20 protein-coding genes and 1 tRNA gene are annotated in these 21,740 nt (G+C 30.5%); 14 read left to right on the top strand and 7 right to left on the bottom strand.

Annotated features, from left to right (window positions below; translation table 11 throughout):
* Nucleotides 1-5: 5 nt before the first annotated feature.
* The 3 genes from GQR92_RS14490 to GQR92_RS14480 all read right to left on the bottom strand — a co-directional run bounded on the left by GQR92_RS14490 (nucleotide 6) and on the right by GQR92_RS14480 (nucleotide 2,114).
* The gene (locus tag GQR92_RS14490; protein WP_158840757.1) at nucleotides 6-614 is read right to left on the bottom strand and encodes a LemA family protein; all 609 of its coding nucleotides are present in this window, start codon (nucleotides 612-614) and stop codon (nucleotides 6-8) included.
* Between the two features lie 117 nt (nucleotides 615-731).
* Complete coding sequence (locus GQR92_RS14485; protein ID WP_158840755.1) at nucleotides 732-1,061, bottom strand: MerR family transcriptional regulator; 330 nt, start codon at nucleotides 1,059-1,061, stop codon at nucleotides 732-734.
* A gap of 84 nt (nucleotides 1,062-1,145) precedes the next feature.
* Nucleotides 1,146-2,114, bottom strand: a complete 969-nt coding sequence (locus GQR92_RS14480; RefSeq protein ID WP_158840753.1) for a M23 family metallopeptidase — start codon at nucleotides 2,112-2,114, stop codon at nucleotides 1,146-1,148.
* Nucleotides 2,115-2,275: 161 nt separating this feature from the next.
* Here GQR92_RS14480 and alaS point away from each other — a divergent pair, with 161 nt between their 5' ends.
* The 5 genes from alaS (at nucleotide 2,276) to GQR92_RS14455 (ending at nucleotide 8,141) form a co-directional block, all read left to right on the top strand.
* Nucleotides 2,276-4,894 carry an alanine--tRNA ligase gene (gene alaS / locus GQR92_RS14475; protein ID WP_158840752.1) on the top strand — a complete coding sequence of 873 codons (2,619 nt, stop codon included), beginning with the start codon at nucleotides 2,276-2,278 and terminating at the stop codon, nucleotides 4,892-4,894.
* A gap of 126 nt (nucleotides 4,895-5,020) precedes the next feature.
* Nucleotides 5,021-5,968: a GSCFA domain-containing protein gene (locus GQR92_RS14470; protein WP_158840750.1), complete on the top strand. Its 948-nt coding sequence runs from the start codon at nucleotides 5,021-5,023 to the stop codon at nucleotides 5,966-5,968.
* A 146-nt stretch (nucleotides 5,969-6,114) separates the two neighbouring features.
* The gene (locus tag GQR92_RS14465; RefSeq protein WP_158840748.1) at nucleotides 6,115-6,501 is read left to right on the top strand and encodes a hypothetical protein; all 387 of its coding nucleotides are present in this window, start codon (nucleotides 6,115-6,117) and stop codon (nucleotides 6,499-6,501) included.
* Between the two features lie 313 nt (nucleotides 6,502-6,814).
* Complete coding sequence (locus GQR92_RS14460) at nucleotides 6,815-7,165, top strand: ISAon1 family transposase N-terminal region protein (protein ID WP_158840746.1); 351 nt, start codon at nucleotides 6,815-6,817, stop codon at nucleotides 7,163-7,165.
* Nucleotides 7,152-8,141: an ISAon1 family transposase gene (locus tag GQR92_RS14455; RefSeq protein WP_158842179.1), complete on the top strand. Its 990-nt coding sequence runs from the start codon at nucleotides 7,152-7,154 to the stop codon at nucleotides 8,139-8,141. The genes GQR92_RS14460 and GQR92_RS14455 overlap by 14 nt, the downstream gene beginning before the upstream one ends.
* 137 nt (nucleotides 8,142-8,278) lie before the next feature.
* Here GQR92_RS14455 and rpsT read toward each other — a convergent pair whose 3' ends face one another.
* The 3 genes from rpsT to proS form a co-directional block, all read right to left on the bottom strand.
* Nucleotides 8,279-8,530 (bottom strand): 30S ribosomal protein S20, encoded by a 252-nt coding sequence (rpsT, locus tag GQR92_RS14450; protein ID WP_158840744.1) that lies wholly within the window; start codon nucleotides 8,528-8,530, stop codon nucleotides 8,279-8,281.
* Between the two features lie 35 nt (nucleotides 8,531-8,565).
* Nucleotides 8,566-8,637, bottom strand: a tRNA-Glu gene (locus GQR92_RS14445).
* Between the two features lie 95 nt (nucleotides 8,638-8,732).
* Nucleotides 8,733-10,211, bottom strand: a complete 1,479-nt coding sequence (gene proS, locus GQR92_RS14440) for a proline--tRNA ligase (RefSeq protein WP_158840742.1) — start codon at nucleotides 10,209-10,211, stop codon at nucleotides 8,733-8,735.
* Between the two features lie 155 nt (nucleotides 10,212-10,366).
* Between proS and GQR92_RS14435 the strand changes: the two genes are divergently transcribed.
* The 5 genes from GQR92_RS14435 (at nucleotide 10,367) to porT (ending at nucleotide 15,501) form a co-directional block, all read left to right on the top strand.
* Nucleotides 10,367-11,578 (top strand): hypothetical protein, encoded by a 1,212-nt coding sequence (locus GQR92_RS14435; protein WP_158840740.1) that lies wholly within the window; start codon nucleotides 10,367-10,369, stop codon nucleotides 11,576-11,578.
* A gap of 47 nt (nucleotides 11,579-11,625) precedes the next feature.
* Nucleotides 11,626-13,011: an OmpP1/FadL family transporter gene (locus GQR92_RS14430; protein ID WP_158840738.1), complete on the top strand. Its 1,386-nt coding sequence runs from the start codon at nucleotides 11,626-11,628 to the stop codon at nucleotides 13,009-13,011.
* Between the two features lie 128 nt (nucleotides 13,012-13,139).
* Nucleotides 13,140-14,051: a NifU family protein gene (locus tag GQR92_RS14425; protein ID WP_158840736.1), complete on the top strand. Its 912-nt coding sequence runs from the start codon at nucleotides 13,140-13,142 to the stop codon at nucleotides 14,049-14,051.
* 5 nt (nucleotides 14,052-14,056) lie between these two features.
* Nucleotides 14,057-14,785: a bifunctional demethylmenaquinone methyltransferase/2-methoxy-6-polyprenyl-1,4-benzoquinol methylase UbiE gene (ubiE, locus tag GQR92_RS14420; RefSeq protein ID WP_158840734.1), complete on the top strand. Its 729-nt coding sequence runs from the start codon at nucleotides 14,057-14,059 to the stop codon at nucleotides 14,783-14,785.
* Nucleotides 14,785-15,501, top strand: a complete 717-nt coding sequence (gene porT / locus GQR92_RS14415; RefSeq protein ID WP_158840732.1) for a type IX secretion/gliding motility protein PorT/SprT — start codon at nucleotides 14,785-14,787, stop codon at nucleotides 15,499-15,501. Before ubiE ends, porT begins: the two co-directional genes overlap by 1 nt.
* 72 nt (nucleotides 15,502-15,573) lie before the next feature.
* Here porT and GQR92_RS14410 read toward each other — a convergent pair whose 3' ends face one another.
* Complete coding sequence (locus GQR92_RS14410; protein ID WP_158840730.1) at nucleotides 15,574-16,308, bottom strand: TrmH family RNA methyltransferase; 735 nt, start codon at nucleotides 16,306-16,308, stop codon at nucleotides 15,574-15,576.
* Nucleotides 16,309-16,377: 69 nt separating this feature from the next.
* Here GQR92_RS14410 and tamL point away from each other — a divergent pair, with 69 nt between their 5' ends.
* The 4 genes from tamL (at nucleotide 16,378) to rpsO (ending at nucleotide 21,505) form a co-directional block, all read left to right on the top strand.
* Nucleotides 16,378-18,888, top strand: a complete 2,511-nt coding sequence (tamL, locus tag GQR92_RS14405) for a translocation and assembly module lipoprotein TamL (protein WP_158840728.1) — start codon at nucleotides 16,378-16,380, stop codon at nucleotides 18,886-18,888.
* A 101-nt stretch (nucleotides 18,889-18,989) separates the two neighbouring features.
* Nucleotides 18,990-20,057: a class II fructose-bisphosphate aldolase gene (fbaA, locus tag GQR92_RS14400; protein WP_158840726.1), complete on the top strand. Its 1,068-nt coding sequence runs from the start codon at nucleotides 18,990-18,992 to the stop codon at nucleotides 20,055-20,057.
* 164 nt (nucleotides 20,058-20,221) lie between these two features.
* Complete coding sequence (gene accD / locus GQR92_RS14395; RefSeq protein WP_158840724.1) at nucleotides 20,222-21,079, top strand: acetyl-CoA carboxylase, carboxyltransferase subunit beta; 858 nt, start codon at nucleotides 20,222-20,224, stop codon at nucleotides 21,077-21,079.
* 156 nt (nucleotides 21,080-21,235) lie between these two features.
* On the top strand, nucleotides 21,236-21,505 hold the full coding sequence (rpsO, locus tag GQR92_RS14390) for a 30S ribosomal protein S15 (protein WP_158840722.1): 270 nt from the start codon (nucleotides 21,236-21,238) through the stop codon (nucleotides 21,503-21,505).
* The last annotated feature ends 235 nt before the right edge of the window (nucleotides 21,506-21,740 follow it).

Genomic DNA, 21,740 nt, shown 5'->3' with positions numbered 1-21,740 from the left:
TTTTCTTATTTTTTCTTGTTAAAATCAAAGTTTACATCAGGTGCATTTTCCGATCCTGCGTTTGCTTTAAAACGATCCATTTCATCAAAATTAAACATTCCTGCTAACAAAGAATTTGGAAACACTTTTATATGCTTATTATAACCGTTTACCCCTTCATTAAAACGATCTCTGGCAACGTTAATTCTATTTTCTGTTCCTTCTAATTGACTTTGTAATTCTAAGAAGTTTGCATTTGCTTTTAACTCTGGATAACGCTCTACAGAAACTAATAATTTAGAAAGAGCACCACTCATACCTGCTTGCGCTTGTTGAAATTGTGCCATTTTTTCTGGTGTTAAATCTCCTGCATTTATATTTACAGAAGTTGCTTTTGCTCTTGCATTAATAACATCTGTTAAGGTTTCTTTTTCAAAATCTGCTGCTCCTTGTACTGTTTTTACTAGATTACCAATTAAATCGTTTCTACGTTGGTAAGCACTTTCTACATTAGACCAAGTTGTTTTTGCATCTTCCTGTAAAACAACAGCTTCGTTATTAAAACCTTTTCCCCAATTGTAAAGTCCGAAAACAATTACTAATATTACTATTACCGGAATTAACCATTTTTTCATAATTTCTATTTTTAAATTTTTGATTGATTTTTTGTTTCACAAAATTACCGAATATTCTTGACAACGTAAAGGATATTGGCACCTATCAATTTATTAGACACTTAAATAAAGAAAATGTTACAATTGATTTTTAATTTTAATCAATTCTGCCTTTACCCCTTCTAACCTATTAATAATATCCTGATTATGAACTATAGATTCGGGATTCTGTTTTAGTTTTTGTTTTGCTCCATCTAACGTAAAACCGCGTTCTTTTACAAGACTAAAAATTAATTTAAAATTCTTAATATCTTCTTGGGTAAATAAACGGTTTCCTTTGGCATTCTTTTTAGGTTTGATAATATCAAACTCTTTTTCCCAAAAACGAATTAAAGAAGTATTTACGTTAAACGCTTTAGCAACTTCACCTATTTTATAATACCTTTTTTCTGGTAAGTCTACGTGCATCTTTTATTGTGTAATTGTTTAACTGTGTATAAGTATAATTGTGTATTCATTTAAACAGATAAACGATTACGCAATTACACCATTTTAATCGTAAGATTGTCCTTCTTCTTCTGCTGCTTTTTGCATCGCAGAAAATTCTTCTGGTGTTAAATCTCCGTAGTAAAAATTGATAGGATTAACAGCTCTATCATTCTTATGAACCTCATAATGTAAGTGAGAAGAGACAGAACGCCCTGTATTGCCTACATAACCAATTAAATCTCCTCGTTTTACTTTATCACCTCTTCTAGCCTTAATTTTACTCATATGTGCATAAATAGTTTTATACCCATACCCATGTTCTATATAGACCACATTACCAAAAGTTGCACTTTTCTCCGCTCTAATTACGTCTCCATTACCAGAGGCAAAAATTGGTGTTCCAATTGGGGCTGTAAAATCCATTCCTTTATGGAATTTTCTAATTTTTAAAATCGGGTGCATTCTCCATTTATAACCAGAAGCCATTCTTGTTAAATCTTTAATTTTAACAGGTAAAATCGCAGGTATAGAAGCTAACATTTTTTCTTTTTCTTTTGCTAACAATACTATTTCATCTAAAGATTTAGATTGCACAACCAATTGTTTAGAAAGTAAATCTATATCTTTAGTTACCTTAGTAATCATCGTAGAATTATCAAAACCTTCTAAATATTTATACCTATTTACACCGCCAAAACCTGCTTTTCTTTGTTCATCAGAAATAGGGTTTGCTTCAAAATAAGTTCTATAAATATTATTATCTCTTTCTTGTAGTTGTGCCAAAATAGAAGAACCTTCTTCCATTCGTTTAGAAAGCAACTCGTAATGCAACTTTAAATTTTCTAATTCTCTTTTTTGAGAACGTTCTCTTGGCGACATTATAAACTGACTTAAAATAATAAAACCAAAGAAAGCTGTTAAAACGATAGCCAATACCCCAAAAACAGATTTCTTGTAGTAATCACCCTTATTTACAGCAATTTTCCTGTAAGAAAGTGTGTCTGCATCGTAATAATATTTTACTTTTGCCATAATGCTAAATATACTATTTTTGTTCTGTAACGAGAGTCTTATATTTAAAACTCGTATCTATTAAGTTACGAATTTACAAAATGTTTTACAACTGCTTTTTATTCGCAGTTTTTTTTAAAAATAATTTAACATAATCCAACTTGTTGGAAACTTCTTTTTTTATGAAATCACAAGATATTCGCGCTACGTTTTTAAACTTTTTTAAGGAAAAATCTCATTTAATTGTTCCTTCTGCACCTATGGTAACTAAGGACGACCCAACTTTAATGTTTGTAAATTCTGGAATGGCGCCTTTTAAAGAATACTTCTTAGGAAATGGGGTTCCAAAAAAGAATAGAATAGCAGATTCTCAAAAATGTTTGCGTGTTTCTGGTAAGCATAACGATTTAGAAGAAGTTGGTTACGATACGTATCATCATACTTTATTTGAAATGCTAGGTAACTGGTCTTTTGGAGATTATTTTAGAGAAGAAGCAATTGCTTGGGCTTGGGAGTTATTAACCGAAGTTTACAAAATAGATAAAGACATTTTATATGTTACCGTTTTTGAAGGTTCTGATGATGATGACAATTTAGAAATGGATTCTGATGCGTATAACATCTGGAAAAAATTGATTCCTGAAGACAGAATTTTAAAAGGAAATAAAAAAGATAACTTTTGGGAAATGGGAGAGCAAGGACCTTGCGGGCCTTGTTCTGAAATTCATGTAGATATTCGTTCGGCAGAAGAAAAAGCAAAAGTAGCTGGTAGCTCTTTAATTAATGAAGACCACCCGCATGTTGTAGAAATTTGGAATTTAGTTTTTATGCAATACAATAGAAAAGCAAACGGAACTTTAGAAGAATTACCAAACAAGCATATTGATACCGGAATGGGATTTGAACGTTTGTGTATGGTTTTACAGAACGTACAATCTAATTATGATACTGATATTTTTAAACCTATTATTCGTGAAATTAGCACAATTACAAACACAAAATATGGTACTAACGTGAAACAAGACATTGCAACTCGTGTAATTTCTGATCATGTTAGAGCGGTTGCTTTTTCTATTGCAGATGGGCAATTACCAAGTAATACTGGTGCTGGTTACGTAATTAGAAGAATTTTAAGACGTGCAGTTCGTTACGGATTTACATTCTTAGACAAAAAAGAACCTTTTATTTATAGATTGGTAGATGTATTAAGTAAGAAAATGGGAGAAGCTTTCCCTGAATTAAAAGCACAAAAGCAATTAATAGAAAATGTTATAAAGGAAGAAGAAACTTCTTTTTTAAGAACGTTAGACCAAGGTTTGGTTATATTAGATGGTATTATAGCATCTTCTAAGACAAAAGAAATTTCTGGTGAAAAAGTTTTTGAATTATATGATACGTTTGGTTTCCCTGTAGATTTAACTGCTTTAATTTTATCTGAAAAAGGATATACTTTAGACGAAAAAGGATTTCAAGAGCACCTTCAAAAACAAAAAAATAGATCTAGAGCAGCTAGTGAAACATCTACAGAAGATTGGACTGTTTTAGTTGATGATATTACTGAAGAATTTATAGGTTACGATTCTTTACAAGCAAACGTTAAACTAACAAGATATAGAAAAGTAACGTCTAAAAAAGACGGAGAAATGTTTCAACTTGTTTTTAATTTAACCCCTTTTTATCCTGAAGGAGGAGGACAAGCTGGTGATAAAGGTTATTTAGAAGATGTACATGGAAATGTAATTTACATTTTAGATACCAAGAAAGAAAATAACGTTATTATTCACTTTACAAAAAACCTTCCAAAAGATATAAAAGAAACTTTTAAGGCTGTTGTAGATGATAAACAACGCCACAGAACAGAATGTAACCATACAGCAACACACTTATTACACCAAGCTTTAAGAGAGGTTTTAGGAACACATGTAGAACAAAAAGGTTCTGCAGTACATTCTAAGTCTTTACGTTTCGATTTTTCTCATTTTTCTAAATTAACAGTAGAAGAATTACATGAAATAGAAAACTTTGTAAACAGAAGAATTGAAGGTAAACTTCCTTTAATAGAAAAAAGAAATATACCAATGCAAGAAGCAATTGACGATGGTGCAATGGCTTTATTTGGAGAAAAATATGGAGATACTGTTAGAGCTATAAAATTTGGCAAATCGATAGAACTTTGTGGCGGAACTCATGTAAAAAACACAAGTGATATTTGGCATTTTAAAATAAAGTCTGAAGGCGCAGTTGCTTCTGGTATTAGAAGAATTGAGGCTATTACAAATGAAGCAGTAAAAGACTTTTATTTCGAAAATAACAAATCATTATTGGAAATTAAAGATTTATTAAACAATGCAAAAGAGCCTGTAAAAGCTGTTCAGAAGTTACAGGAAGCAAACACTTCTCTACAGAAACAAATTGAACAATTATTACGAGATAAAGCTCAAAATTTATCTGACGAATTAAAAAATAAAATTCAAGAAATTAATGGTGTTCAGTTTTTAGCTACAAAGGTAGATTTAGACCAAAACGGAATTAAAAACCTAGCATTCGAATTAGGAAAAGAACATCAAAATGCTTTCTTATTTTTTGCTTCATCTGCAGCAAAAGACAAAGCAATGTTAACCTGTTATATCTCTAAAGAATTAGCAAATGAACGTGGTTACGATGCAGGAAAAGTAGTAAGAGAATTAGGTAAACTAATACACGGTGGTGGTGGTGGACAAAATTTCTTTGCAACTGCTGGCGGGAAAAACCCTGGAGGAATTCCTAAAGCTTTAGATAGAGCAAAAGAGTATTTAGTGTAAAAATAAGTTATCTCGCAAAGGCGCTAAGATGCGAAGAAATTTTTATAACAAGTTATAAAACCAAAACTTTGCGACTCTGCGCCTTTGCGAGAAAAAATTAAACTTTAAAGCTTTCCGAGAAAAACTATGCAACTCCAAACTAAAATTCCCTTAAAAAAAGAAATAAAAAACACCATAGACTACAACTCTAAAATTGTTTTATTAGGTTCTTGTTTTTCAGAAAATATTGGAGATAAATTAACCTATTATAAGTTTCAATCTAATCAAAATCCTTTCGGTATTCTATTTCATCCAAAAGCTGTTGAGAATTTAATTACAAACGCTATTAATGAAAAAGTTTATACAGTAGACGATTTAACCTTTCAAAATGAACGTTGGCATTGTTTTGATGCGCATTCTAATTTAAGTTCTGCTGATAAAAACGAGCTTTTAAATAATCTGAATACCGCAATTTCATCGACTAACAATCAATTAGAAGCTGCAACACATGTTATTATAACATTAGGTACTTCTTGGGTGTATCGTTTTATAGAAACAGATACAATTGTTGCTAATTGCCATAAAATTCCGCAGAAAAAGTTCTTAAAAGAATTATTATCTGTAGATGAGATTTCTGAAAGCTTAGAAGCCATAATTGAACTGCTAAAATCTATCAATAAAGAAATAAAAGTACTTTTTACGGTTTCTCCTGTAAGACATTTAAAAGACGGTTTTATAGAAAACACGTTAAGTAAAGCGCATTTAATTACTGCAATACACAATATACTTAATGAAGGCTACACCTTCTATTTTCCTTCTTATGAAATTATGATGGATGAATTAAGAGATTATCGGTTTTATACCGAAGATATGATTCACCCAAATAAAACAGCCATCAATTACATTTGGGAAAAGTTTTCTGAAACTTGGTTTTCTGAAAGCTCAAAATCGATGATGAAAGAAATTGAAGTAATTCAAAAAGGAATATCTCACAGACCTTTTAATGAAAAATCAGCACAACATCAGCAGTTTTTAAAGAGTTTAGAGCTGAAAAAATCAAAAATAAAGACTCAGTTATCTTTTATCAAATTTTAAACCAAAATCAATTTATTAAGTTTTGTTTACTTTTCTAATCTAGAAGCTAAAAACTTCAAAAAAAAGAAGAACGAAAGGGCAAAAGAAACAAGCTTAAATTAATAAAAAAAAAGATGTACTTTTATAAGCTATAATTTTATTAAAAAATGATTAAAAAAATTTTAATTGGTATAATCTCAGGTCTTTTATTAGGCATGTTTGTAACATCAATCTTTATTGCCGATGAAATTAATATCATTGAATTAATTCTAACGAAAATTACAGCAACATCAATAATAACAGGTTTTTTTGTTGGTATTTATGCACATCTATCTAAATCTAAACTAAAAGTATTTCTTGTTGCTATATTTATAGGAATCATTATTTTCTATCTAAAATACCTTATTACAGGCCATAATTTCGATCCAATTACAATGGGTGCATTTCTTGGCGCTATGCTTGGTGGCATATTTGCTGTTGTTAGAAAAGTAACCCACTCCATAAAAGTACACAATAGATTACAGAGGCATAGAAAAAAAGGTTTTCGAAAATAAAACTATAACCAGCGATACAATTCTATTCTGTATTAAAAATAATAAGAAATATATCGATTATTTAATAAATAAGACCATTTCTTAAAACTGAATAAATTTAGAAATAAAGGGTAACTATTTATAGTTTACTACTTTTTTTAAGTAAGTTTAAAATAATTTTACCCATTGTTTTGTGCAAGTTTAATTTATTCATATCTCTAATTAATTATTATTTACACATAATTCCTAAATCACACAAGTTTTGTCGGATCAACACAAAAAGTTGTGGAGTAAATTAAAAAGCATGAACTTTACAGTCTAATAAATCTCTATTTTGGACACTTCAATTGAGCTTACAAAACTATTATTACCAGAAATTCTTGTTGACTACTTTAAACTAACGAAACACGAAGTTAAAAATGGAGAACTTCATTTCCATTTCACAGAATTAAATACAATTCCAGAAGAATTTAAAGCACTTAAATTAAGTTCTAAAGGTTTTTTTTCTGAAGCTACTATTCAAGATTTTCCAATTCGAGGTAAAAACGTTTTTCTACATGTTATTAGACGACGTTGGGTTGAGGAAAATTCTAAAAAAGTAGTTACTAGAGATTGGCAATTAGTAGCAAAAGGCACTAGAATAACTAGTGAATTTGCTGCTTTTTTAAAAGATATCAGTCAGTAATAACGCAACTAACACTAGTACTGTAGCTAATTTCTACGGCGTAAACCCTAGAAGTTTACAAAGACAGTATAAGGATTATTTAAGTGATTTTAAAGCATGGGATCAACAGAAGCACGCAACAGACTGGTTATTGTTCACAAAGAATTTAAGGACTCACTTATCACTTGACGAAACTGCCTTTTCCAACGGTGATTTATATACCATAATAACAAATAAATCAGCTAAAGGAAAGAAAGGCGCAATAGTAGCCATGGTTAAAGGAACCAAAGCTGAAGTTGTCATAAAAATACTTCATAAAATTCCTTTAAAACATAGGAAGAAAGTCATGGAAGTAACCTTGGATATGGCAGGAAATATGGGGCTTATAGTCAAGAAATCCTTTCCAAACGCTGCCTTAGTAATAGATCGTTTTCATGTGCAAAAATTAGCATTAGATGCACTGCAAGAAATAAGAATTAAACATCGGTGGGAAGCGATTGATGTTGAGAATGATGCCATTGAAAACGCCAGAAGTAAATCTTTAAAATACACCCAAAAACTATTACCAAATGGAGATACACTCAAACAACTATTAGCTAGAAGCAGATATCTATTATATAAATCAAGTAGTAAATGGACTAAAAATCAATCTATAAGAGCAGAAATATTGTTTGAAAAATATCCTGATATAGAGAAAGCATACAAGTTATGTCAAAATCTATCTTGGATATTCAATAACACTACAGACAAAACATCAGCACTTATAAGACTTGCTAAATGGGATGAAAAAGTAAGACAGGCACACTTTAAAAGCTTCAACACTATAGCTAGAACGATGTCGATACATTATAAAAACATCTTAAACTATTTTGATAATCGAAGTACGAATGCATCAGCAGAATCATTCAATGCTAAAATTAAAGCCTTTAGAGCACAGTTTAGAGGCGTCAGAAATGTGGATTTTTTCTTATATAGACTTACTACTATTTTTGCGTAATTCTTAAATCCCACAACTTTTTGACTTGATCCTTGGTTCTTGATCCTTGGTCCTTAAAGTGAAGTAAATTTAAAATAGGAGCAAAAAAAACTCTGAATATAAATATTCAGAGTTTTAAATTTTTCAGGAAATAAATCTTACAATGCAGCTACGTGCTTTGTTAATTTAGATTTTAAATTAGCCGCTTTATTTTTATGGATAATATTAGTCTTCGCTAATTTATCTAACATAGAAATAACTTTAACTAATTTTTCTTCTGCATCTTTTTTATCTTCAACAGTACGTAAATCTCTAACAGCATTACGAGTAGTTTTGTGCTGATATTTATTACGTAACCTTTTAGTTTCGTTACTTCTAATTCTCTTTAATGCTGACTTGTGATTTGCCATAATTCCTTTAATTTGTTTTTTGTATTAAAACATTGTAGTCCGTACGGGAATCGAACCCGTGTTACATGGATGAAAACCATGCGTCCTAACCCCTAGACGAACGGACCAGAACAATCAAGCATAACTCAATTGCGGGTGCAAATATACAATGTTTTTTATATCTTGCAATAGTTTTTGAAAAAAAAATAGTTTTTTTTCAAAATTAATATGCTTTTGCAAAAAGCACCCTTTTAGAAGACGGTTTTCCTGTTAAAACACAAACACCTATTTCTTCTTTAGCATCATTAGGAATACATCTAATTGTAGCCTTAGTATATTCTTTTATCCTTTCTTCTGTTTCTTCTGTACCATCCCAATGGGCAGAAACAAAACCTCCTTTATTTTTTATTGCGCTTTTAAATTCTTTAAAATCATCTACAACAGTTGTATGGGCTGCTCTAAAATCTATTGCTTTTTTAAATAAATTTTCTTGAATTTCTTCTAAAAGATTTTCAATAAAAGAAACAGTATCCTCTTGTGCAACAATTTGTTTCTCTAAAGTATCTCTTCTGGCAATCTCTAAAGTTCCGTTTTCTAAATCTCTATTCCCAACTGCAATTCTAACAGGAACTCCTTTTAATTCATATTCTGCAAATTTTGCACCCGGTCTATATGTATCTCTAGTATCAAATTTAACAGAGATTCCTTTTAAGCGTAATTCTTTTACAATTACATTCATTTTCTCAGAAATAGCTTCTAATTGATCTTCTCCTTTATAAATAGGAACAATTACTACTTGTATAGGCGCTAACTTAGGCGGTAAAACCAAACCTAAATCATCAGAATGCGTCATAATTAAACCACCTATTAAACGTGTAGAAACGCCCCAAGACGTTGCCCAAACATATTCTTTTTTTCCTTCTTTAGAAGTAAATTTCACATCAAAAGCTTTTGCAAAATTTTGTCCTAAAAAATGACTTGTTCCTGCCTGTAAAGCTTTTCCGTCTTGCATTAAAGCTTCTATAGTATAGGTATCTTCTGCACCCGCAAAACGCTCACTATCAGACTTTATCCCTTTGACAACTGGCATTGCCATAAAGTTTTCTGCAAATGTTGCATACACATCTTGCATCTGTCTAGATTCTGTTATTGCTTCGGCTTTTGTTGCATGAGCAGTATGCCCTTCTTGCCATAAAAACTCTGCAGTACGCAAAAATAATCGCGTACGCATTTCCCAACGAACAACATTTGCCCATTGGTTTATTAACAATGGTAAATCTCTATAAGATTGAATCCAACCTTTATACGTGTTCCAAATAATCGCTTCAGATGTTGGCCTTACAACCAATTCTTCTTCTAATTTAGCTTCTGGATCTACCCTTAATTTACCTGGATTATCAGGATCGTTTTGTAAACGATAATGTGTTACTACTGCACATTCTTTAGCAAAACCTTCTGCGTTTTTTTCTTCAGCTTCAAACAAACTTTTAGGAACAAACAATGGAAAATAGGCATTCTCGTGCCCTGTTTCTTTAAACATTCTATCCAGTTCTGCTTGCATTTTTTCCCATATAGCAAAACCATAGGGTTTAATAACCATACAACCTCTAACTGCAGAATTTTCAGCTAAATCTGCTTTCACTACTAGCTCGTTATACCATTTAGAATAATCGTCGGCTCTTTTCGTTAAATGTTTACTCATAATCAAAAGTTTGGCACAAATATTGTTACCTTTATTGTGTAAGTGTTCGTTAAAAATTAGTTATATTTTACAAAAACAGTACAAAACTACTATAATTAAAAGAGTTTTAACTACATTTAAGTAATAAAATAAGTATTCATCTAAATATATTCATTATGAAACTACCATATATAAATCGAACCCTAAGTCAGCTATTAATTTTACTAACAACAAGTTTGGTAATGGTTTCTTGCGGAACTTATCAAAGTGCATATAATGATGACGGTATTTATGGTGATGAAACAGAGTATAGAGAGTCTAATAAAGTAATTATAGTTGATAATGAAGAATATGACGACTACAATGATAATTATTTTTTAAACAAACTAAATAGTTTAGAAAACTCAGATAATAATGACGTTTTTACAGATGTTGATGAATATAATTCTGTAGATACTATCTATGTTGATGAAGAGGATATTGATAATACATTAAACTATAAACAAAACCAACCTTGGGGACAAAATGACAACAATGACGTTGTTGTAAGTGTTAACGTAATTGAAAACCCTTATTGGAATAATTACTATGGCTACAACACTTTTGATACTTGGGGATACAGAAACTGGAATTATAGAGGTTACAATTGGAACTACAACCCTTATTGGCATCCTTACCATAATTCTTATGCTTGGAATGTAGGTTTTTATACACCATATTATTACCAACCTTACTATTCTAGATATAGAAACAACTATAGATATAACAATAATAGGTATACTAATTATAGTAACAGAAATAATAATTACGGAAGAAGAAATACAAGCAACAGCTCATATAGAAGAAATAGCACTATTAACTCAAGAAATAGAAATACAACAACAAGTAGAAGCAGCAGCACAACAGCAAATAGTAGAAGAAGTACAACTACAAGTAAACAACCTACAAGTACGTCTAGAAGGAGAAGCACCACTACACCTAGTAGAAGCTCTACAACCACAAGAAGAAGTACATCTCCTACAAGAAGCACTAGAAGTAGTTCATCTACAAGGAGAAATAATACTAGCGTAAACAACAATACAAACTCTAAAAACAATAGACAAGTTGTAGTTGTTAGAAGATCATCTACACCTTCTACAAACAGAAGTTCTAACACTTCATCTAGAAGTACTAGCAGATCTACAACATCAAGAAATACAAGTTCAACAAGAAGCACAACTACTAATTCTACACCAAGAAGAACTACTACCTCATCTAGTAGAAATAACACTTACACACCTTCTTCAAGAAGTTCGTCTTCAACGAGAAGCTCATCTACAAGAAGCACACCAAGTAGAAGTAGTAGCTCTAGAAGTTCATCAACATCATCTAGAAGAAGAGGACAGTAAAATACACCTTTTTTCTTTAAAGAATTAGAAACAAATAGTTAAGTAGTATGAAAAAAAACATAGCATTAGCAATCTTATTTATAGCAACAATTACATCTTATGGTCAGTCTTTAGGATACCAAGATTTAGGTGTTTTATTTTCTCAAAATGATGATAATGGATCTGCGCGTTTTACATCTATGAGCGGTGCTTTTGGAGCATTAGGAGGCGACATCTCTTCCATGAGCATAAACCCTGCAGGTATTGCTGTATTTAAAAACAGTTCTTTTTCTGGAACATTTAATTCTAGAAATACAAATATAAACTCTAAATATTATGGCAATTCATTAAAAACCAAGGATAATTTTTTTAATCTTTCTCATGCCGGAGCTGTGTTAGTTTTTGATAGTGCTTACAAATCTGACTGGAGTAAATTTGCCATTGGTTTTAACTATAGAATTACAAAAGATTTTAAAAATAGCTTTATAGCGCAAGGAAATAGTGGCACCCCTACATTTAGAGACTTCCCCTTAGATAACAACACACCTACCCTATCTTATGACTTTGCTGATGAGCAACGTTTTGCAAATGATTATAGTGGAGAAATATCAGAATTTAATATTGCCTTTTCTTCTGTACATCAAAATAGATTATACCTAGGTTTAGGTTTAAATTTTTACGACCTAGACTTCAGCCAGCAATCACTATTAACAGAGTTTAATAATGATGGTAACGGCAATGATTTAGACGCAAATTATTATCAAGAAAATAAAACAACAGGTACTGGTTTTTCTGCTAACGCAGGATTTATATACAAAGTAAATTCAAATTTTAGATTTGGACTTGCTTACCAAACTCCTACTTGGTTCTCAGAAATAATTGAAAGCACAAACATTACAGATAATGACGGTTTTCTTGGAGATACAGAAATTGCCGTTAGTAATGATGATTTAGTTTATAATAACACTTCTGGAGGTTTTTTTCCTACGCAAGAGTTACTATACAAACTAAAAACACCTAGTAAATTAACAGCAAGTACCGCCTTTATTTTTGGAAAAGATGGTTTAATCAGTTTAGATTACATCAATAGAAGTTATCAAAACATGAAATTGAAGGGTAACAATTTTACTGATGAAAATCAATTTTTTGAAAATGATTTAAGAAACACACACTCTTTTAATTTAGGTACAGAATGGCGTTTTGATAGAGCTAGTGTTAGAGCAGGTTATAAATACGAGCAAGACCCAAGCAAACATGCAGAAAGTAAAAACAACCTAAAAGGTTATTCTTTAGGTGCTGGTTATAATTTTGGTAGCTTTAAATTAGATTTTGCATTTAGCAACAACAATAAAACTAATTTATACAATTTCTATACTGATTTTGACTCAATAGACCCAGCAGCATTAAAAATAGACAATAAAACAATTACAGCTACAGTTACTTTAAACCTGTAAGCTTTACACATAAATTTAGATTCCGTTAAAAGAGAAAAAAACAACTCTTTTAGCGGAATTTTTATTTATCATATCAAAACCAATTCTATTTCCCTTTTTTCCCTTAATTTTGCAATTCAATTTTTAGTATGACACAAGATATAAAAATTACCATTCAAGAAACTACAAACAATACCATTATAAAATTTAATACCAATCAAATTTTAATTAATGGTGGAAGTTATGAATATAACAACATAGATGAAGCTAAAAACTCTCCTTTAGCGCAAGAATTATTTTATTTACCTTTTGTAAAGAAAATTTTTATAACAGCAAATTTTATTGCGATACAGCGTTACGATATTTTAGAATGGATAGATGTTCAGGAAGAAGTAAAAGAACAAATAGAAGCTTATTTAAACGATAAAGGAGTTGTGGTAAATGAATCGCAAACTTCTTCTAAAAAAGAAGCAATTGAAGTGTATGCAGAGGTTACTCCAAACCCTTCAGTAATGAAATTTGGCAGCAACAAATCTTTAACACAAACAGATGTTGAATATAAAAATATAGATGAAGCCAGTAAGTCATCTCCTTTAGCACAAGCTATTTTTAATTTTCCTTTTGTAAAAGAAGTATTTATTTCTGATAATTACATTTCTGTTACCAAATATGATATGGTAGAATGGAATGAGGTTTTTACAGAGGTAAGAACTTTTATCCGTGAATATTTAGTTTCTGGAAAAACGATTATTAAAGAATTACCAACAGAAGAAAAATCTACATCAGAAAATAAAATTGAAGTACCAGAAGTAAAATTAGAAGGTATATCTGCACAAATTTCTGATATTTTAGATGAATATATTAAGCCTGCTGTTGCAAGTGATGGAGGTAATATTGCTTTCCGTTCTTATGACGAAGAAAACAAAGTAGTTCGTGTAGTATTACAAGGTGCTTGTAGTGGCTGCCCATCATCTACAGCTACCTTAAAAAACGGAATAGAAAGTTTATTAAAAGAAATGTTACCAAATCAAATTAACGAAGTAGTAGCAATTAACGGATAAAAAGTATGTCTAAAACAATCAAGCCTTATAAAGATTCAGAATTAGGAAAAAAAGAGCAAGTTGCTCAAATGTTTGATAATATTTCTGAAAACTACGATGGTTTAAACAGAGTTATTTCTTTAGGGATTGATGTTAAATGGCGTAAACAAGTAGTAAAAATTGTTGGGCAAAACAATCCGAAACAAATTTTAGACATCGCTACAGGTACTGGAGATTTAGCTATTATGATGGCTGCTTTAAATCCAGACAGAATTGTAGGTTTAGATATTTCTGAAGGAATGCTAGAGGTTGGTAAACAAAAAATTGCAAAAGAAAATCTTTCTGATAAAATAGAAATGATTGTTGGCGATTCTGAAGAAATGCCTTTTGCTAACGATACTTTTGATGCTATTACAGTTTCTTTTGGCGTTCGTAATTTTGCTAATTTAGAGAAAGGAATTAAAGAAATAGCTAGAGTTTTAAAACCAACAGGTGTGTTGGTTATTTTAGAGACCTCTAACCCAACAAAATTTCCTTTTAAACAAGGTTACAAATTATATACTAATTTATTTTTACCTGTTGTTGGTAAATTGTTTTCTAAAGATAAGGTTGCTTATTCCTATTTATCAGAAACTGCAAATTCTTTTCCTTTTGGAGAAGCTTTCAACAATATTTTACAAAAAAATGGGTTTACACATACAGAAGATACGCCAGTAACTTTTGGGGTAGCTACAATTTATACAGCAAGTAAATAATGATGAGTAAGAGATTTATAATATTCGGTTTTTTCCTTTTAACTTCTATTGCCTTTTTTGCGCAAAGAGAAAAAGTTGAATACCTACCTACTTTTGATAAAAGAACATTGCATTACGGTTTTTATTTAGGTTTAAACCAGAATGATTTTAAATTTAGTTATAACAACAATTCAGGAATTCCAGATGCAGAAATATCAGTAGAGCCATCTACTGGTTTTAATGTTGGTTTAATTGCAGATTTACGCTTGCATAAAAATTTAAACTTACGTTTAGAGCCTGGTTTAATGACCAATTCTAAGAAAATATATTTTCATCATTTAAAAAACTACAGCGCTAACCCTTTAGACAGTGTTAGAGATGTTAGTTCTACGTATCTACATGTTCCTTTAATTTTTAAATTTAGTACCAATAGATATAAAAACGTTAAACCTTATGTACTAGGTGGAGTTTCTTACAACTATAATTTTTCTAGTAATGAAAACAATTCAGACGATAATTCTGCTAGTCAATTTAGAATGAAGACTCATAACTTTATGTATGAGGTGGGCGTAGGAATAGATATTTACTTATACTACTTTAAATTCTCTCCTTCTATAAGAGGTGTTTTTGCACTACCAAGTGAATTAAAATACGATAAAGATGTTAATAGCCCTTGGACAGCACCTGTAAATTATATGGGAACTCGTGGTGTATTTCTAACCTTTGCTTTTGAATAAGAAAGAGCCGAAACATTTAAGATCGTTACAAAGCTGCACAATTATTCACTAAAAAACTGTTATCTAAATTATTTACGATAGCTCACGCTTAAACTCGCTTAATAAAATTGCCGTTGCAGTAGCAACATTTAAGCTTTCTGTTTCTTGAGTTTCTCCAAATCTAGGAATAGATATTTTATGTGTAATTAAGTTTTTAATCTCATCAGAAACACCATTTGCTTCATTACCCATAATTAATATTCCATCTTTTGGTAAACTTGTTTTATAGACATTTTTACCATCCATGTCAGCAATAAAAGTTGCTAAATTCGTTTCAGATAAATAGGCTGCTAAATCTACATAACGAATAGGAATCCTCGTTAAAGACCCCATACTTGCTTGCACTACTTTCTGATTGTAACAATCTACCGTATCGCTAGAACATATTAACTCATCAACACCAAACCAATCGCATAAGCGAATAATAGTCCCTAAATTACCAGGGTCATTAATAGCATCCAAAGCAACTATTAAACCATTGTTTGTAAAAGGTTTTTCATCAGGAATCTTAAAAACCCCTAAAACTTTATTAGGTGTTTTTAGATTACTAATTTTCTTTAAATCAGTTTCTGAAACCCGAACAATATGTTCTTCGGAAACATCCGAAGTAAAATCATTTTTACAAAAAAGAGTTTCAAGGTCAAATGAAGAATTTAAGAGTTCTTGCACAACTTTTATCCCTTCAGCAATAAATAATTTATGCTTTAGTCTATACTTTTTTTGAGATAAACTTGTTATTAATTTAAGTTGATTTTTTGATATAGTCATTAATTGATTGTAATTGGAAATAAACCGTCGAAAAATACTATTTTTGAATTTGATAGCACTGCTAAATTAATGAAAAAACTTTCTTTATCATTTTTATTTCTTCTCATTTTGGTTTCATGCAATTCTACAAAGCATGTTGCTGAAGATGAACACATGCTTACTCAAAATTATATTTATGTTGATAGCATTAGAAATAAAAGCACTGATATTCAAAAATACATTCTTCAAAAACCGAATCCAAAATTTTTAAATTTACCAGTAGGACTCTATTTTCATAATTTAGGAGATCCTAACAACCCTAAAACACCCTCTGAGTGGGGGAAAAAAAATTCTCGTTCTTATAATTTTATTAAAAATGTTTTTTCTGAAAAACAAAGTATTGCATATGCAAAATCTTTTATTGGGTTAAATAAATGGTTTTTAAATTATCAAGGACCTGCTATTATTAGCGAGCGAAAAATAAAAAACACCGAAAATAACTTATTAACGTATTACAAAAATCAAGGTTATTTTAAATCTAAAGTTACCTCTAAAATTAATAGAGATTCTCTTCATAAAAAAGCAACTGTTTCTTATAATATCGCAAGAGGAAGACCTACTCTATTAGACAGTATAAACTTTAAAATAGAATCTCCCGTATTAGATTCTATTTATACCAATTCTAGCACATCTTCATTGTTAAAAACCGGAAACCAATACAATGACAAAATATTTAGAAACGAGGCTGGTAGAGTTTTAAAACTCTTTAGAAACAATGGTATTTATAACTTCACAGAATCTGCTATTGGTTTTTATGTAGACTCTACAAGAACAGATTATAAAACAAATGTAGATTTTTTAATATCAGGAAATCGATTAAAAGAAATAGAGGGTGCTTATATTAATACCCCATATAAAGTACAAAAAGTAACCAAAGTAAATGTTATTACAGATTATTCTTTTTTAAAAAAAGGAGAAGCCCCATCTAACTCAATCGATTATAAAGGAATTAATTTTTTAGCTTATCGCAAGCTAAAATATAACCCTAAATATTTAGCACAATCTATTTTCTTAAAACCAGGAAGTATCTATAAAGATACATTAAGAAATTTAACAAGAAATCACTTAAAAGCACTTAAAAACTTTAAATCTACCAATATTAAATTCAGTCCAATTTCCGGAACCGACGATGAACTAAAAATGGATGTGTTTTTAACTCCGATAGAAAAATTTACTTTAGGTTTAGAAACCGAAATAACACACTCTAACATCAGAAACATTGGTTCGTCTGCTAAGTTTTCTATATCTAACAGAAATGCTTTTAGAGGGGCAGAATTATTAAAACTCTCTTTTTTAGGTTCTTATTTTAATTCGAACAGTGGTCCAGGTTGGGAGGCAGGTGCAGATGCATCATTAGAAATACCTCGGTTTATTGCTCCTTTTGGTTTAAATAAATTGGTACCAAAAGAAATGTCTCCAAGAACCTTATTTTCAATTGGATCTAGTTTTCAGAAAAACATTGGTTTAGACAGGCAAACATTTACATTTTTAACAGATTACAAATGGCAGTTTAATGCAAAAAAAACAATTCAATTAGAAATTTTTAATACACAATACATTCAAAACTTAAATATTGGTAGTTATTTTAACATATACAGCTCAGAATTTTCTAACCTAAACGAAGTAGCTAAAGCCTTCGACATCGCTAATAATACTACTACAAACTACCCACTTTCTTCCGACTTAAGCAATCAAGTATCCGAAGCACTTTCTTTTATGGGGAAAGTAGCTGATAATACAACAGGTTTTAAAACTACAAATTCAGACGAATACAATACTGCTTTAAATATTTTAAACAGATATAATATTATTACATCAGATTTTTTAATACCTGTTCTTGCCTATTCTTATACTTACAATAGTCAAACAAACTTTAATGATAATAATTTTTCATTTCTTAAAATAAGAGTTGCAAATTCTGGAAATGTATTAGGGTTAATATCAAAAAAAACCAATGAGAATGGTAAAAAAACATTTGCTAACATACCGTTAGCTCAATACTTTAAAACAGACTTAGAATACAAACAGTTTTGGGATGCTGGCACAAACTCCGTTTTCGGCTTTAGAACATTTTTAGGCGCTATTATTCCTTATGATAAATCAGCCATTCCTTTTACAAAAAGCTACTTTGCAGGAGGCTCTAATGACATTAGAGCATGGCAAACATACGAGTTAGGACCAGGAAGCACCAATACTGGTTTAGAATATAATGTAGGTAGTCTTAAATTTTTAACCAGTGCAGAATACAGATTTGATGTGGTTCGTAAATTAAAAGGAGCATTGTTTATTGATGCTGGAAATATTTGGGACATCACCGGTTCTGATTTTGTTGAAGAAGAATCGAAATTTAATGACTTATCCTCTTTAAAAAACATTGCAATAGGTTCTGGCTTTGGTGCAAGATTAGACTTTAGTTTTTTAATTCTACGTTTAGATGTTGGTTTTAAAACCTACGAACCTTATTTAACTGGCAATAAATGGCTTAAAAACTACAACTTTGCAAACGCCGTTTACAATATAGGCATCAACTACCCCTTCTAGAACAGATAATAAGCCTATAACGTTTTCGTTATTTTATACCCATATTAAGCTGTATTTTTAGTACTTTTGATAAGTAAATTAATGATTAAAAAAAAACAAACATGAGTCATAATATAAAGCCAGGTGTTGCAACCGGATCAGAAGTTCAAGATATTTTTAATTTTGCAAAAGAAAAAGGATTTGCTTTACCAGCAGTAAACGTAATTGGATCTAACACTATTAATGGTGTTTTAGAAACGGCAAGAGATTTAAATGCTCCTGTAATTATTCAGTTTTCTAATGGTGGTGCTCAATTTAATGCAGGAAAAGGTTTATCTAACGAAGGTGAAAAAGCTGCCATAGCTGGTGGTATTGCTGGTGCAAAACATGTACACGAATTAGCAGTTGCTTATGGAGTTCCTGTTATTTTACATACAGACCACTGTGCAAAAAAATTATTACCTTGGATAGACGGATTATTAGATGCTTCAGAAAAACATTTTGAAGAAACTGGTAAACCTTTATATAGCTCTCACATGATCGATTTATCTGAAGAGCCTTTAGAAGAAAATATTGAGATTTGTAAAACATATTTAGCTCGTATGAGTAAAATGGGTATGACTTTAGAAATTGAATTAGGAATTACAGGTGGTGAAGAAGATGGTGTTGACAATAGTGATGTTGATGAATCTAAATTATACACACAACCAGAAGAAGTTGCTTATGCTTATGAAGAACTGTCTAAAGTAAGTGACAAATTTACAATTGCTGCAGCTTTTGGAAACGTACACGGTGTTTATAAACCAGGAAACGTAAAGTTAACTCCAAAAATCTTAAAAAATTCTCAAGAATTTATTACAAAGAAATATGGTGTTGAAGAAAATCATATCGATTTTGTATTTCATGGAGGATCTGGTTCTACATTAGAAGAAATTAGAGAAGCAATTGGATACGGTGTTATTAAGATGAACATTGATACTGATATGCAGTATGCTTTTATGAGCGGAATTAGAGATTACATGGGAGAAAAAGCCGCTTATTTAAAATCTCAAATTGGAAGCCCTGATGGACCTGAATCTCCAAACAAAAAACATTACGATCCAAGAAAATGGTTACGTGAAGGTGAAGCTACTTTTATTACACGTTTAAAACAAGCCTTTTCTGACTTAAACAATGTAGATACATTATAAAATTTATCATTTTAAATAGAAGAGAAAAGCACTTTGGTACAACCAAAGTGCTTTTTTTATGACTTTACACATCAAAAAGGGAACTTTAAAGAAAAAACTTTTACATTTGTGCTTCTAATTTATTTTTGATTAGTTAGAAAACAACCTAAAATAAAACAACAAGTATGGCTTGGTTTAAAAGAACGGATAAAGGAATACAGACTTCAACAGAAGATAAAAAAGATACTCCAAAAGGGTTATGGTACAAAACACCTAGTGGAAAAGTAATAGATACAGAAGAATTAAAAAGAAACTTATATGTTAGTCCAGAAGATGGATATCACGTAAGAATAGGTAGTAAAGAATATTTCGAATTGTTTTTTGACGAAAACAAGTTTAAAGAGTTAGATGCAAACCTTACCTCTAAAGATCCTTTAAAGTTTGAAGACACAAAAAAATATCCAGATAGATTAAAAGCAGCACAAGAAAAAACAAAACTAAAAGACGCTGTTAGAACTGCCGTTGGTTTATCATTAGGAAAAGAAATTGTAATTGCAGCAATGGATTTTGCTTTTATAGGAGGGTCAATGGGATCTGTAGTTGGAGAAAAAATAGCAAGAGCTATCGATTATTCAATAAAAAATAAAATTCCTTTTTTAATGATTTCTAAATCTGGAGGGGCAAGAATGATGGAAGCTTCTTTATCTTTAATGCAATTAGTAAAAACATCAGCAAAATTAGCACAGTTAGCAGAAGTTAATATTCCTTATATTTCTTTATGTACAGACCCAACAACTGGCGGAACAACTGCTTCTTACGCTATGTTAGGTGATATTAATATTGCAGAACCAAATGCATTAATTGCTTTTGCAGGACCAAGAGTTGTAAAAGACACCACCGGTAAAGATTTACCAGAAGGATTTCAAAAATCAGAATTTGTTTTAGAACATGGTTTCCTAGACGCTATCTACGAGCGTAAAAACTTAAAAAAACAGGTAAATTTGTATATCGATTTAATACAAAATATACCTATTAGATCATAACATAAAAACCCAGCAATTGCTGGGTTTTTTGTTTTATAGTTAAAACCATTAAAAGAACAACTTTAGTACAGTTTTTATTTAAAAAAATAATTATATATTTGCAGCTTCAATGAATATCTCATTGATGTACATAATAATCATTTAAATAATATTGGAATGTATTTAACTAAAGAAGTAAAAGAAAGCATCTTCGAAAAGCACGGTAAAGGAAAAAACGATACTGGTTCTTCAGAAGGTCAAATTGCATTATTCACTTACAGAATTAACCACTTAACAGGACACTTAAAAAACAATCGTAAAGATTATAATACAGAGCGTTCATTAGTAATGTTGGTTGGTAAACGTAGAAGTTTATTAGATTATCTAAAGAAAACTGATATTGTAAGATATCGTGAAATAATTAAAGAATTAGGAATTAGAAAATAATTCTTACAAAAAGAGGCTCTATAAACGTGCCTCTTTTTTTTTTACAATAAACTCTTGTAGCTTGCTACAAAATAGTAAATTTGTCTTTCCCATAAACATGGGAATCAAAAAAGTAATTTATTCTGACTAACAAACAGAATCTATATAAAAAAGGTTAAATTATTAACCGTTATTTCTGCTAAAGCAGAAAAAAAAATCAAGGATAGTAACAGCATTCTTGAATTTCCATTGCAAC

The organism is Polaribacter sp. L3A8, assembly GCF_009796785.1.
GTDB lineage: Bacteria > Bacteroidota > Bacteroidia > Flavobacteriales > Flavobacteriaceae > Polaribacter.
Note: the sequence above shows the minus strand (reverse complement) of the source record. Positions and strands in the feature narration are given on the sequence as shown.

Coding starts and splice junctions, on each gene's coding strand:
- GQR92_RS14465 (WP_158840748.1), top strand. CDS start 6,115: ATGATTAAAAAAATTTTAATTGGTATAATCTCAGGTCTTTTATTAGGC.
- GQR92_RS14435 (WP_158840740.1), top strand. CDS start 10,367: ATGAAACTACCATATATAAATCGAACCCTAAGTCAGCTATTAATTTTA.
- accD (WP_158840724.1), top strand. CDS start 20,222: ATGGCTTGGTTTAAAAGAACGGATAAAGGAATACAGACTTCAACAGAA.
- GQR92_RS14410 (WP_158840730.1), bottom strand. CDS start 16,308: ATGACTATATCAAAAAATCAACTTAAATTAATAACAAGTTTATCTCAA.
- proS (WP_158840742.1), bottom strand. CDS start 10,211: ATGAGTAAACATTTAACGAAAAGAGCCGACGATTATTCTAAATGGTAT.
- rpsT (WP_158840744.1), bottom strand. CDS start 8,530: ATGGCAAATCACAAGTCAGCATTAAAGAGAATTAGAAGTAACGAAACT.
- GQR92_RS14480 (WP_158840753.1), bottom strand. CDS start 2,114: ATGGCAAAAGTAAAATATTATTACGATGCAGACACACTTTCTTACAGG.
- fbaA (WP_158840726.1), top strand. CDS start 18,990: ATGAGTCATAATATAAAGCCAGGTGTTGCAACCGGATCAGAAGTTCAA.
- porT (WP_158840732.1), top strand. CDS start 14,785: ATGATGAGTAAGAGATTTATAATATTCGGTTTTTTCCTTTTAACTTCT.
- GQR92_RS14490 (WP_158840757.1), bottom strand. CDS start 614: ATGAAAAAATGGTTAATTCCGGTAATAGTAATATTAGTAATTGTTTTC.
- GQR92_RS14430 (WP_158840738.1), top strand. CDS start 11,626: ATGAAAAAAAACATAGCATTAGCAATCTTATTTATAGCAACAATTACA.
- GQR92_RS14470 (WP_158840750.1), top strand. CDS start 5,021: ATGCAACTCCAAACTAAAATTCCCTTAAAAAAAGAAATAAAAAACACC.
- ubiE (WP_158840734.1), top strand. CDS start 14,057: ATGTCTAAAACAATCAAGCCTTATAAAGATTCAGAATTAGGAAAAAAA.
- GQR92_RS14485 (WP_158840755.1), bottom strand. CDS start 1,061: ATGCACGTAGACTTACCAGAAAAAAGGTATTATAAAATAGGTGAAGTT.
- tamL (WP_158840728.1), top strand. CDS start 16,378: ATGAAAAAACTTTCTTTATCATTTTTATTTCTTCTCATTTTGGTTTCA.
- alaS (WP_158840752.1), top strand. CDS start 2,276: ATGAAATCACAAGATATTCGCGCTACGTTTTTAAACTTTTTTAAGGAA.
- GQR92_RS14425 (WP_158840736.1), top strand. CDS start 13,140: ATGACACAAGATATAAAAATTACCATTCAAGAAACTACAAACAATACC.
- rpsO (WP_158840722.1), top strand. CDS start 21,236: ATGTATTTAACTAAAGAAGTAAAAGAAAGCATCTTCGAAAAGCACGGT.